Here is an 11,940-nt window from a genome sequence, read left to right as displayed (position 1 = left end):
TGTCGCGTCGCACGACGGTGGAGCTGTGTTGCGGTCCTTCAGCCCCGGGTCTCCTCTTCGGCGGGTTCCTCGTCGTCTTCCTCGGTACGCGGGGGCTTGTACGGGTCTGCTTCGCCGGCGTGCTGGGCGCCCGTCGCCTGGCGCGCCACTTCGGCGTCGGCCTCGCGGGCCTTCGCGAGCAGCTCTTCGATGCGGCGTGCGTCGTCCGGGATGCTGTCCGCGACGAAGGTGAGCGTGGGGGTGTAGCGGACGCCGGTGCCGTGGCCCACCTTGGTGCGCAGGACACCGCGGGCGGCTTCGAGGGCGGCGGCGGCGCTGGCGAAGTCCGGTGCCGCGTCGACGCTTTCGCCCAGCACCGTGTAGTAGACCGTGGCGTCGTGCAGGTCCGCGGTCACCCGGGCGTCGGTGATGGTCACCGCGCCCAGCCTCGGGTCCTTGACGTCGTGTTCGATCGCCGAGGCCACGATCTGCGAGATCCGCTTGGCGAGCTTCCGGGCCCGAGCGGGATCGGCCATGGCTGAGGTCTCCTTCTTCGAAATCCTGTGGTTCTAGTCGTCCGGGCCGAGCAGCCGGCGGCGTGCCGAGAGGAGTTCGAACTCCGGCCGCGAGGCCACGAACCGCTCGCACGAGTCGAGCACGTCCCGGACGTGGTCGCCACCGGCGGCGACCGTGGCCACCCCGATGAGGGCGCGCCGGTGCAGGTCCAGGTGTCCGGCCTCGGCCACCGACACCGTGAATCGTTTGCGCAGTTCGGCCACCACCGGGCGGACCAGGGATCGTTTCTGCTTGAGCGAATGCACGTCGTCAAGCAGCAGATCGAGTTCCAACGCCCCGACGAACACACTCACCTCACAAGCACACTCGGCCACGGCCGAAGCCAGCAGCACTCCCCCCGGCCCACCACAACGGCTCCAGCGAACACCTGGCCCACCACGACCGCGGTCAACCAGGAGACTTACCTCCCTGCCCAACCACGCCGGCAGTCGGCCGGGAGGCGCACCCCCTAGCCGACCACGGCGGGGGTCCAGGGGGCTTGCCCCCTGGCGGGGGTTTGGGGATTCGACCCCCAAGAGACACCGTAGAGGTGGGAGGGGTGAGCGCTTTCCGCGAACACACCCCTCCCCCAAACCAACCTCTACGCCCGCGGCTTTTCCCGCTGTTCGTAGGTCTCGATCTGGTCGTCGACCTTGATGTCGCCGTACGAGCCCAGCGTGAGGCCGCACTCGTAGCCTTCCCGGACCTCCACCACGTCGTCCTTGAACCGCCGCAGCGAGCTGATCGGCAGGTTCTGCGCGACGACGGCTCCGTCGCGCAGGAGGCGGGCCCTGGCGTTGCGCCGGATCTCCCCGGACATCACCAGGCACCCGGCGATCGTGCCGATCTTGGAGGACTTGAAGACCTCGCGCACCTCGGCGCGGCCCAGCTCGACCTCCTCGTACTCCGGCTTGAGCATGCCCTTGAGCGCCTGCTCGATCTCTTCGATCGCCTGGTAGATGACCGTGTAGTACCGGACGTCGACGCCTTCGCGGTTGGCCCGTTCGGTCGCCTTGCCCTGTGCCCGGACGTTGAACCCGAGCACGATCGCGTCGGACGCGGTGGCCAGGTCGATGTCCGATTCGGTCACTCCGCCGACGCCGCGGTGCACGATGCTCAGCTCGACCTCTTCGCCGACGTCCAGCTGCAGCAGCGCCGCTTCGAGCGCTTCGACGGTACCCGAGTTGTCACCCTTGATGATCAGGTTGAGGCTGCTCGTCTCCTTGAGCGCGGAGTCGAGGTCCTCGAGGCTGACCCGCTTGCGGCGTGCCGCGTTGAGCGCGTTGCGGGTGCGGGCCGACCGGCGCTCGGCGATCTGCCGGGCCACGCGGTCCTCGTCGACCACCAGGAACGTGTCGCCCGCACCGGGCACCGAGGTGAACCCGATGACCTGGACCGGACGCGAGGGCAGCGCCTCGGTGACGTCCTCGTTGTGCTCGTCCACCATCCGGCGGACGCGGCCGTAGGCGTCGCCCGCGACGACGGAGTCGCCGACGCGCAGCGTGCCGCGCTGCACCAGCACCGTGGCCACCGGGCCGCGGCCGCGGTCGAGGTGCGCCTCGATCGCGACACCCTGGGCCTCCATGTCCGGGTTGGCCCGGAGGTCCAGTGCGGCGTCCGCGGTCAGCAGGATCGCTTCCAGCAGGCCGTCGATGTTGATGTTCTCGCGTGCGGAGATCTCCACGAACATCGTGTCGCCGCCGTACTCCTCGGCGATCAGGCCGTACTCGGTGAGCTGCTGCCGGATCTTGTCCGGGTTCGCGCCCTCCTTGTCGATCTTGTTGATCGCCACCACGATCGGCGCCTTCGCGGCCTGCGCGTGGTTGATCGCCTCCACCGTCTGCGGCATGACGCCGTCGTCGGCCGCCACCACGATCACCGCGATGTCGGTCGAGTTGGCACCGCGGGCACGCATGGCGGTGAACGCCTCGTGACCCGGGGTGTCGATGAAGGTGACCAGCCGCGGGTTGCCCTCGAGCTCGGTCTCGATCTGGTAGGCACCGATGTGCTGGGTGATGCCGCCGGCCTCGCCCTCGCGGACCTTGGTCTTGCGGATCGTGTCCAGCAGGCGGGTCTTACCGTGGTCGACGTGACCCATGATGGTCACCACCGGCGGACGGATCTGCAGGTCCTCCTCGTCACCGGCGTCCTCGCCGTAGGTGATGTCGAAGGTCTCCAGCAGTTCGCGGTCCTCCTCCTCGGGAGAGACGACCTGAACCCGGTAGTTCATCTCGCCGCCGAGCAGCTCGAGGATGTCGTCGGACACCGACTGCGTCGCGGTCACCATCTCGCCGAGGTGGAACAGCACCTGCACCAGCGAAGCCGGGTTGGCGTCGATCTTCTCGGCGAAGTCGGTCAGCGAGGCACCACGCGGCAGCCGGATCGTCTCGCCGCCACCCTTGGGCAGGCGGACGCCGCCGACGCTGGGCGCCTGCATGTTGTCCATGTACTCCTGGCGCTTCTGCCGCTTCGACTTGCGGCCCCTGCGCGAGGGTCCACCGGGACGACCGAAGGCACCCGCGGTGCCACCGCGGCCACCGGGACCGCCACGGCCGCCGCCGCGGAAACCGCCGCCGGCCGGTGCGCCACCGCCGGGACGGAAGCCGCCGCCACCGCCGCCGCCACCGGGACCGCCACGGAAACCGCCGCCGCCACCGCCACCGGGGCCGCCGCGGAACCCGCCGCCGCCACCACCGGGACGACCGCCGCCACCCGGACGGCCACCGCCGCCGGGGCCACCACGGCCGCCGCCGCCCGGTCCGCCCGGACCGGCCGGACGGGCACGGCCCGGCATCATGCCGGGGTTCGGCCGCGGGGGCATGTTGCCCGGGCTCGGCCGGTTGCCACCGGTGCCGCCGGGACGCGGGGCCGGCCGGTCGCCGCCGGAACCGCCGCCGGGACGCGGCCGGGCGTCACCGCCCTGACCGGGGCCGGGGCGCTGGGCCGGGGGACGCGGGGCCGGGGAACCGGACCCGACGCCGAACGGGTTGTTGCCGACCCGCGGGGTGCGCGGACCGGGCTTCGGGCCGGCGGGCTTGGGACCCTGCGGCTTCGGGGGCACGACCGAACCGGGCGCTGCGCCGGACTGGCCGTCCTGCGGCTTCGGCGCCGGCTGCGCGGCCGGGGCCTCGTTCGCGCTCGCGGCCGGGGCCTGCTGCGCCGGGGACGGCGCGGCGGGCCGGGGGCCGGGACGCGGGCCCGGGCGGGCGCCCGGTCCGGCCGGCTTGGGTGCCTGCGGTCCCGGCTTCGCCGCGGGTGCCGACGGCGCGGCGGACGCGGCGGGCTGGGCCGCCGTGTCCTGCTGCGGGGCCGGCGTGCGCGGAGCGCTCGGGGCCGCCGGTGCCGCCGGAGCCGGCGGCGTGGGCCGCGGACCGGGGGTGGGACCGGACTTCTTCCCGCCCTTGGCGGGGTACGCGTCGCGCAGCCGTCGGGCGACCGGCGCCTCGACCGTGGACGACGCGGATTTCACGAATTCGCCCTGCTCCTTGAGCTTGGCGAGAACTTCCTTGCTGGTGATGCCGAGCTCCTTCGCGAGCTCGTGTACACGGGCCTTGCCTGGCACAGCTCTCCTCATCCAGGGGAGGCCAGGCGGTGACCCGCTGACCTCGTCCTTACCGTCGCGCGTTCATGGCTTCAGCTTCACGGCTGACTCATGACGGGTCGACCTGCTTCCTTGTTTCCTGCGATTGCGGGGTGGTCCCGCAATCGTTGTCCGCGGCGAACGCCGCGTGCTCGCGGAGGCCGGCGGCGTCGAGCGCGCCCGGGGCCCGCAGGGCCCGGGGAAACGCTCGCTTCCGCTCGGCGCGGGCCAGGCAGCCCGGTTCGGGGTGCAGCCATGCTCCCCGGCCCGGCAGCCGCCGACCTTCGTCGGCGACCAGCCGCCCGTCCACCGCGACCACGCGCAGCAGTTCACCGATCAGTGCCCGCTGCCGGCAACCGACACACGTGCGTACCGGGAAGGACCGGTCACGCTGGTGCTCGGCTGTGCTGACGCTTGCCCGCCGCGGGCGCTGAACCACTGATGAGTCTAGCGCCTGCATCCTCACTCGGAGGAACCGGTGGCCGCGGCAGGCCGCGGTTGCCCGGCGTGGTCTTGCTCACCCTGCGGTTCGGCGGGGGCGGCATCACTGCGGATGTCGATCCGCCAGCCGGTGAGCCGGGCCGCGAGCCGGGCGTTCTGGCCCTCCTTGCCGATGGCGAGGGAGAGCTGGAAGTCCGGCACGACGACGCGGGCGGTCTTCGCCCGTTCGTCCACGACCGTGACCGACACAACCTTCGCGGGCGACAGCGCATTCCCGACGAACCGGCCCGGATCCTCGGACCAGTCGATGATGTCGATCTTCTCGCCGGCCAGCTCGCTCATCACGTTGCGCACGCGCTGGCCCATCGGGCCGATGCAGGCGCCCTTGGCGTTCAGGCCGGCCACGGTGGAGCGGACCGCGATCTTGGACCGGTGCCCGGGTTCCCTGGCCACCGCCGAGATCTCGACCGACCCGTCGGCGATCTCCGGGACCTCGAGCGCGAACAGCTTGCGCACGAGGTTCGGATGCGACCGCGACAGCATGATCTGCGGACCGCGGTTGCTGCGGGACACCCCGACCACGAACGCCTTGATCCGGGCACCGTGTTCGTAGGACTCGCCGGCCACCTGCTCGGCCTGCGGCAGCACGCCCTCGGTGTCCCCGACCTGGACCATGACCATGCCGCGGGCGTTGGCGCGCGCGTCGCGCTGCACCACGCCGGCCACGATCTCGCCTTCCTTGGCGGAGAACTCGCCGAAGGTCTTCTCGTGCTCGGCGTCGCGCAGCCGCTGCAGGATGACCTGGCGGGCGGTGGTGGCCGCGATCCGGCCGAACCCCTCCGGGGTGTCGTCCCATTCCTCGTCCACCTCGCCCTCGGCGGTGAGGCTGTGCGCGAGGACGCGGACCAGCCCGGTCTTGCGGTCGACGTCGATGCGGGCGTGCGGCTGGTGCCCGTCGGTGTGCTTGTAGGCGGTGAGCAGCGCGGTCTCGATGGCTTCGATCACCGTGTCGAAGGGGATGTCCTTGTCCCGTTCGATCGCCCGCAGTGCGGCGATGTCGACGTTCACTTCGGCTCCTCCCCCGGCGTTCCGGCCTCGGTCAGCAGTTTCAGGTCTTCGGCGGGAGGCTGCTTGAACTCGACCTCCACCACCGCGGTGGCCACCGACTGGTAGGCCAGGTCACGCAGCCGGCCCTCGGCCAGCACCCGGACGCTGCGTTCGCCCGCGGACCCCACGCGCGCCAGGTACTCGGCGCCCTCGACCGGGCTGATCCGCACGAGCCGGAAGCGGGCGCGCCGCCAGTGCCGCGGCCGGGTGAGCGGCCGGTCCAGGCCCGGTGAGGTCACTTCGAGCGTGTAGGCGCTCGCGAGCACGTGCTCGTTCTCGTCGAGGGCGGCCGACACCGTGCGGCTGACCTCGGCGACCTCGTCCAGTCCGACCCCGTCGTCGGAGTCGACGACGACCTTCACCAGCTGCCGGCGGCCGGCATGGCGCACCTCGAGCGAGTCGAGGTCGAAACCCGCGGTCGTGACGGCTGCGGCCACGATCGGCTCCAGCCGGCTGGCGAGTTCGTTGGGCACGTAAAGCACTCCTGTTCGGCCGGGGTGACGCGGGCTGGTCACGACGGTGGTCGGTGAGGGACCAGCTTATCCTGCGTCCCCGCCGGGACGCGCGAGCGGCAGTGCCCCGGGCGGGCCTGGCAGGATGGGCCGACGTGACCGCAACACCGACCGAGCGCTCCCGGCGCGGCGTGCTGCGCCTGGGTGCACTGGGTGCACTGGCCGCCGCCACCGTGCCGCTCGCCGCCTGTTCCGGCGGCTACGACCAAGAACCCGATCCGCTCGCCCCGCTGCTGGCCGCCGCGGACGCCGACGCCACCGCCGCCCGGAAGCTGGCCTCCGGCGCCGGCGGGCAGCTCGCGACCCAGGTCGCGGACGCGCGCGCGGCACAGGCGGCCGCGCTGAAGACCGAGGTGGACCGGCTGAACCGGCCGAAGAAGGAAGCCACGCCCGCGGCCCCGCCGGACGAGCTGGGCGGATTCAAGCAGCGACTGGCGACCGCCCGCACGCAAGCGGAGAACCTCGTGCCGGGGTTGCCCGCCTACCGGGCCGGGCTGGTCGCGGCGGTCGCCGCCGGCTGCGCCAGCCTGCAGCGGCTCGGCGCGGCCCTCGGGCCGGGCAACGATGCGAAGCCGGTCACGGCGCCGTCCGGGACGGTGCCGGAGGACGCCGTGGAGTCGCTGCAGAAGGCGCTGTCCAGCGAGCACGCCGCGCTGTGGGTGTACGGGCTCGTCACGGCGTTCCTGCCCGGCGACTTCGGCGAAGCGCTCAAGGCGGGGCGCGCCGAGCACACCGCGCGCCGCGACCTGGTCACGCAGATGATCACTTCGGCCGGCGCCACGCCGGTCGCGCCGGAGGCGGCGTACGTGCCGCCGAAGCCGGTCACGGACACGGCGTCGGCGGCCGCGCTGGTCGCCAGCGCGGAAGCGGATTCCGCGGCCGCGTGGCTGGGCGTGATCACGCACACCGATGACAGCGGGCTGCGCGGCATGGCGGTGCAGGCCCTCGTGGCCGCTGCCCGCCGCGGCACGCCCTGGCGCCAGGAAGCGGGCGAAAGCCCGGCTGCGGTCGCGCTCCCCGGTCAATCCTCGTGAGTGGTTCGTGATCTGACCGGCTCGCCACTCACGGGTCAGCCGAGTCAGCGTTGTTTGGCGGAGAGTTTCAGTGCGTCCTTCGCGATGCGCTGGAGCAGCGCCGGATCCTGGTGCCCGGCGTAGAAGTCGGCGAGCACGATCGTCACGTCGGTGCCGGTGGCCTCGGATTCGTACTCGGCCTTGTCGCCGCTGAGCTTCGGCGCGCCGGACCCGTGGTAGGTGCCGTCGCGCACGAGGTCGCTCACGTTCCCGGTGCCGTCGGTGTCGGTCAGCTGCTTGAGCGCGGTCGCCTGGGCGGCGGTGGGCATGGTCACCACGGCGACCGAGACGAGTGCCTTCGCGCTGCCGGACGGCGCCGTGTACAGCGCGCGGGACAGCGAGGTGCAGGGGTTCTCCTGGAAGTACTTCTTGGCGCCGCTGTAGGAGTTGTCCGCGCAGTCGGTGGCCTTGACCGGCCCCTCCACGAGTTCGAAGGCGAACCCCTGGCTCTGCGCGGACGGCTGGGCGACCGGCTGCTCCGGCGTGCTGTCGTGCCGGACCAGGTACCAGACCAGCCCGGCCACCACGGCGATCACGACCAGCCCGCCGCCACGCAGCAGCAGCGTGCGACGGTCGGCGGGACGCGAGCCGGGCGGCGGACCGGACGGCGGGCCCGGCCGGGCGGGCACCGCCGCGAGCGGTGCCGTGTCCGAGGGGCTGGCGGGATAGTGCGGGTTGGCCACGGGCCCATACGGTAGTTCACCGCCCCAGGCGGGCTCAGCCGAATGCGCCGAGAACGCGTTCGACGTCGTCAGGGCTGTTGTAGAGGTGGAATCCGATCCGGACGCGGCCGTCGCGCACACCGGCCACGACGCCCGCTTCGGCGAACCGCGCGGCGTCGGCCTCCAGCGCCACGATCGCGCTCCCCCGCTCCGGCAGCCCCAGCTTGCCGAGCAGGGTGTCGGCGAGGGCGACGTTGTGGTCCCGGACCGCAGCGAGGTCCAGCGTGTCGACGTAGTCGAAGGCTTCGGCGGCCCCGACGTGCGCCAGCCAGATCGGCGAGAGGTCGAACGCGCGGGCGTCGGCGGCGAGCCGCAGCGGCATCCCGTACACCGTGGTCCACGGATCTTCGCCCGCGTACCAGTTCGCCGCGACCGCGGTGGTCCGCTCGTGTGCCCGCGGGTGCACGGCGAGCCAGGCGCAGCCGCGCGGGGAGAACAGCCATTTGTAGCCCGCGCAGACCACCCAGTCGGCCCACGCGACGTCGAGCGGCAGCCATCCGGCGGCCTGGGTGACGTCCAGCAGCACCGGCACGCCGGCCGCTTCGGAAGCGGCCCGCAGCGCGGCGAGGTCGGCGACCCGCCCGTCCGCGGACTGCACCACGCTCACCGCCACCAGGTCGTGTCCCTCGACGTGCCGGGCCAGCTCTTCCAGCGGCACCTCGGTGACCTCGGCCCGCTGCGCGAACGGGAAGGTGACGCTGGTGAACTCGCGTCCGGCAGCCAGCACCCGGGCCCCCGGCCGCAGCCCGCCTGCGACGCAGGCGACGAGCTGGGACACCGACGCCCCGATCGCGACCCGCTCGGCCGGCACCCCGGCCAGCCGCGCGAATCCCTGCCGCGACCGCGTGACGACGTCGTCGAACCCGCCCGGAGTGTCCTGGCCGCTTCGCCACCGCCGCACCGCCCGCTCGACCGCGTCGGCGACGCGCGCGGGCGGCACTCCGATGCTGGGCGTGTTCAGATATCCGGCGGGAACGGCGAATTCGGCTCCGAAGGCAAGCATGCCGCCGACGTTACCGGGGTGCGTCAGCGATGCCCCGGGTGCTCCGGGTGCTCCGGCAGCAATGCGGCGACGTCACCGTAAGCCGGTGGCGGCACCGGCAACGGCTCGTCCTCTCGTACCGCCGCGACGGTCGCCAGCGCGGCGGCCAGAGCGACCCGGTACGGCGTCGACCCCAGGCTCACCCGCGCGACACCGAGCGACGCGAGCCCGGCGAAGGTGGTTTTTCCCGGCAGGTGCAGGACATTCAGCGGTACGTCCACCGCGGCCACGACGGCGGACACGTCCTCCGGCGCGGCGATTCCCGGGACGAACACGCCGTCCGCGCCCGCGTCGGCGTAGGCCCGGGCACGGGCGATCGCGTCGGCGACGGAACCGGCGTTCAGCCACAGCGGATCGGTGCGCGCGTTGAGGAACACTCCCGGGACCCGCGCCCGCACCGTTCGCAGAAGGGCGCACTGGAGCGCTACCGGCGCGAGAGTGCCGTCGGCGCGGCCGTCCTCGAGGTTCACGCCCGCGACCCCGGCGTCGGCCAGGTCCGCGACGAGTTCGGCGACCTCGCCAGAGTCGGCGCTGAAGCCGTCCGCGAGGTCGACGCTCACCAGCACGTCCAGCGGGGTCACGGCACGGGCCAGGGAGACCGTCGCCGCGCGGGAATCCGGTGCCCCGTCGGCGAATCCGCCGGCCGCGGACACGCCGAGACTGCTCGTCCCGATCGCCGGGTGGCCGGCGGCGGCCAGCGAGGCGGCCAGTCCGAACTCCCACACGTTCGGCAGCAACAGCGGATCACCCGGCACATGGAGGGACGCGAAACTCATGGGAGTGACGCTACCGCCGGGACACTTCCATCACGATGGAAGTATCACCCGGCCATCATCGCCCACCGCCCGCGTACCACTTTCCGCAACGCCGGGACCACCGGAACGGCGAACTCCGCCAGCCGCGCCGAATGTCGACGTGCTGTCCGCCGGGACACCCCGACGCCGGCAACCGCGGCGAGCGCCAGCAGCGCGGCGGACGCGGCGTCCACTTCGGACAACGGGCTCGTGAGCGCCCGCTCGGCCCGTTCGTGCACCGTACGGACCAGCTCCGCATCCGCGACGGTGCGGGTGTTCCGGCGCAGCACCGCGGTGGTGTGTGTGGTCAGCACTCCGGCCGCGGACAGCTGGAGTTCCACCGACCGCAAGGTGTCCATGGTCGCGTGCCGCAGCAGCGAGCGCCACGGCCAGGCCCCGCGCCCGCGGACTTCGGTGAGCAGGTCGTCGAGCACGAGGTCGCCGGTCGGGCCCTGGCCGGCCGGCTCGGCGTGGCCATGGGCGTCGCGAAGACGGCCCCGGAACACCAGGTCGGTGGCCGCCGCCGCACGCACCAGCAGCGCGGTGCGGCGGCGGTTCCCGATCCGGCCTCCCTCCGGAGCGCAGGCCAGCAGATAACCACTGGCGGGCAAGGAAAGGTTCATCGGCTCCGGACCTCCGGCCAGATCGTGTCCCAGGACGGCCCGCGCCCGCTGCACAGCCAGATCAGGCCGGGCGCCACTTCGGTCACCGAGGAGAAGTACCGGCGCAGCACCGCCGGGTCCTCCCCCACGTACAGCACGTTCCGCGCGGAATCCGGTGGCCGGTCGAAGTACCAGTACCCTCGGTGTCCACTGTAGACCTCGTGGATCCCGTACCGCGGACCGTAATACTCCACCGACGCAGCGAACGGGTAGATCCCGGCGAACACCGCCGTCTGCTCGCGCACCGGTGTGCGGAGGGAGAGGTAGGCCTGCCCGACTCCGTCGGCCAGCTGCTGTTCCACGGTCTCCCCCTCGGCGAACACCGTGCCGAGCGGAATCGGCCCGAAGGACGTGGCTTTCACCGAGGACGGCCAGACCGGCAGCCCGGCCACGGTCACCACCGCGGAGACCGCGAACGCGAGACCGACCGGGGTTTTCCACCAGCGCACCAGCTTCCGCCGTGACAGCTCGGTCGCGGCCGCCGCGAACGGCAACGCGTAGAGGCTCATCAGGTAGTACGCCCGGCCGTGGGTGAGCACCACGACGGCCACCACGAGCAGCAGCGCCACCGCGAGGTAGCGGTACGGCCTCAGCTCCGGCGACCGCAGCAGCCGCCACATGCCGTACACCAGGGCCAGGGCCCCGATGCCGATTCCCGCGCCGAGCAGCCCGTCGCGGGCGAAGGCGAGGTAGCCGGGGAACTCGGCCGCGACGACGCTGCCCATCTGCGTGTACGGCCAGCCGTGCGTCGCCTGCCAGACGAGCGCCGGGATCGTGGCGACGAGCGCGATCAGCGCACCCAGCCACAGTTTCGGGCGGCCGGCCAGTCCTCGCGGGCCGAGCACCAGCGCGGACGCCAGTACTGCGCCCCACAGCCCGGGGATGAGGAACTTCGTCTCCAACGAGACCGCCGTGACCACCCCGGCCCAGATCAGCAGCCCGTCCCGCCGGGTGCGGGTCCAGCGCACCAGCAGGAACACCACGAGCGTCCAGAAGAACGGGTCCAGTCCGTAGGTGCCGACCCAGTGGCTGATGATCACCAGCCCGGACGTCGCGTACGCGCCGGCGGCCATCACCTGTGCCGCGCGGCCGCCACCCAGTTCGCGGGCGATCAACGCGGTCACCACGGCACCGGCGGCGGCCGCGAGCGCCATCGGCAGCCGGAACGCGAGCAGGGAACCGGGGAACCAGCGGTCCAGCGTGCCGGCCAGCAACGGCACGAGCGGTGGCTGGTCGAAATACCCCCAGCTCAAGTGATCTCGACCGGCCACCAGGAAGTACAGCTCGTCGAACCCGTGCGCGTAGCGGACACTCGTGGCCACCAGGACCGCGGCCAGGCACGCCGCGACGGACAGCACCGGCAGCCGGGCGAACGGCGGGGCGCCGCGGGCTTCGGCGACGACTTCGACGGGGTGGGTCTCCTGGCTCGTCATGGCTGCCAGTGCACCGCGGCGGACCGGTGCGGGATAAGCG

Annotated in this window: 12 protein-coding genes; 1 reads left to right on the top strand and 11 read right to left on the bottom strand. The window is 72.7% G+C overall.

All coding sequences use genetic code 11. The features are described from left to right. Window positions 1-38: 38 nt before the first annotated feature. The 6 genes from rbfA to rimP form a co-directional block, all read right to left on the bottom strand. Window positions 39-515: a 30S ribosome-binding factor RbfA gene (rbfA, locus tag BJY18_RS01025; RefSeq protein WP_184776895.1), complete on the bottom strand. Its 477-nt coding sequence runs from the start codon at window positions 513-515 to the stop codon at window positions 39-41. 33 nt (window positions 516-548) lie between these two features. Next, window positions 549-842 (bottom strand): DUF503 domain-containing protein, encoded by a 294-nt coding sequence (locus tag BJY18_RS01020; protein WP_184784329.1) that lies wholly within the window; start codon window positions 840-842, stop codon window positions 549-551. 293 nt (window positions 843-1,135) lie between these two features. Next, window positions 1,136-4,096, bottom strand: coding sequence for a translation initiation factor IF-2 (gene infB, locus BJY18_RS01015; protein WP_184784328.1), 2,961 nt, complete (start codon window positions 4,094-4,096; stop codon window positions 1,136-1,138). Window positions 4,097-4,184: 88 nt separating this feature from the next. Further along, on the bottom strand, window positions 4,185-4,574 hold the full coding sequence (locus BJY18_RS01010) for a YlxR family protein (RefSeq protein WP_184776894.1): 390 nt from the start codon (window positions 4,572-4,574) through the stop codon (window positions 4,185-4,187). A gap of 2 nt (window positions 4,575-4,576) precedes the next feature. Then, on the bottom strand, window positions 4,577-5,623 hold the full coding sequence (nusA, locus tag BJY18_RS01005) for a transcription termination factor NusA (protein ID WP_184776893.1): 1,047 nt from the start codon (window positions 5,621-5,623) through the stop codon (window positions 4,577-4,579). Next, complete coding sequence (rimP, locus tag BJY18_RS01000) at window positions 5,620-6,135, bottom strand: ribosome maturation factor RimP (protein ID WP_184776892.1); 516 nt, start codon at window positions 6,133-6,135, stop codon at window positions 5,620-5,622. Before rimP ends, nusA begins: the two co-directional genes overlap by 4 nt. A 134-nt stretch (window positions 6,136-6,269) precedes the next feature. Between rimP and BJY18_RS00995 the strand changes: the two genes are divergently transcribed. Further along, window positions 6,270-7,208, top strand: coding sequence for a ferritin-like domain-containing protein (locus BJY18_RS00995; protein WP_184776891.1), 939 nt, complete (start codon window positions 6,270-6,272; stop codon window positions 7,206-7,208). Window positions 7,209-7,252: 44 nt separating this feature from the next. On the opposite strand, the gene BJY18_RS00990 is transcribed toward BJY18_RS00995, so the two are convergent. The 5 genes from BJY18_RS00990 to BJY18_RS00970 are packed head-to-tail and all read right to left on the bottom strand — an operon-like array spanning window position 7,253 to window position 11,900. After that, a complete protein-coding gene (locus BJY18_RS00990; protein ID WP_312873692.1) occupies window positions 7,253-7,930 on the bottom strand; it encodes a hypothetical protein in 678 nt (225 codons plus the stop codon). A 34-nt stretch (window positions 7,931-7,964) separates the two neighbouring features. Continuing rightward, on the bottom strand, window positions 7,965-8,972 hold the full coding sequence (locus BJY18_RS00985; protein WP_184776890.1) for an aminotransferase class V-fold PLP-dependent enzyme: 1,008 nt from the start codon (window positions 8,970-8,972) through the stop codon (window positions 7,965-7,967). A gap of 23 nt (window positions 8,973-8,995) precedes the next feature. Then, window positions 8,996-9,787, bottom strand: a complete 792-nt coding sequence (locus tag BJY18_RS00980) for an isocitrate lyase/PEP mutase family protein (RefSeq protein ID WP_184776889.1) — start codon at window positions 9,785-9,787, stop codon at window positions 8,996-8,998. 44 nt (window positions 9,788-9,831) lie between these two features. Then, complete coding sequence (locus tag BJY18_RS00975; protein ID WP_184776888.1) at window positions 9,832-10,428, bottom strand: GPP34 family phosphoprotein; 597 nt, start codon at window positions 10,426-10,428, stop codon at window positions 9,832-9,834. After that, a complete protein-coding gene (locus tag BJY18_RS00970; RefSeq protein WP_184776887.1) occupies window positions 10,425-11,900 on the bottom strand; it encodes an ArnT family glycosyltransferase in 1,476 nt (491 codons plus the stop codon). Before BJY18_RS00970 ends, BJY18_RS00975 begins: the two co-directional genes overlap by 4 nt. Between the last annotated feature and the right edge of the window lie 40 nt (window positions 11,901-11,940).

Source organism: Amycolatopsis jiangsuensis (assembly GCF_014204865.1).
In the GTDB taxonomy this organism is placed as follows: Bacteria; Actinomycetota; Actinomycetes; order Mycobacteriales; family Pseudonocardiaceae; genus Amycolatopsis; species Amycolatopsis jiangsuensis.
Note: the sequence above shows the minus strand (reverse complement) of the source record. Positions and strands in the feature narration are given on the sequence as shown.

Coding starts and splice junctions, on each gene's coding strand:
- BJY18_RS00985 (WP_184776890.1), bottom strand. CDS start 8,972: ATGCTTGCCTTCGGAGCCGAATTCGCCGTTCCCGCCGGATATCTGAAC.
- BJY18_RS00970 (WP_184776887.1), bottom strand. CDS start 11,900: ATGACGAGCCAGGAGACCCACCCCGTCGAAGTCGTCGCCGAAGCCCGC.
- BJY18_RS01010 (WP_184776894.1), bottom strand. CDS start 4,574: ATGCAGGCGCTAGACTCATCAGTGGTTCAGCGCCCGCGGCGGGCAAGC.
- BJY18_RS00980 (WP_184776889.1), bottom strand. CDS start 9,787: ATGAGTTTCGCGTCCCTCCATGTGCCGGGTGATCCGCTGTTGCTGCCG.
- BJY18_RS00975 (WP_184776888.1), bottom strand. CDS start 10,428: ATGAACCTTTCCTTGCCCGCCAGTGGTTATCTGCTGGCCTGCGCTCCG.
- rbfA (WP_184776895.1), bottom strand. CDS start 515: ATGGCCGATCCCGCTCGGGCCCGGAAGCTCGCCAAGCGGATCTCGCAG.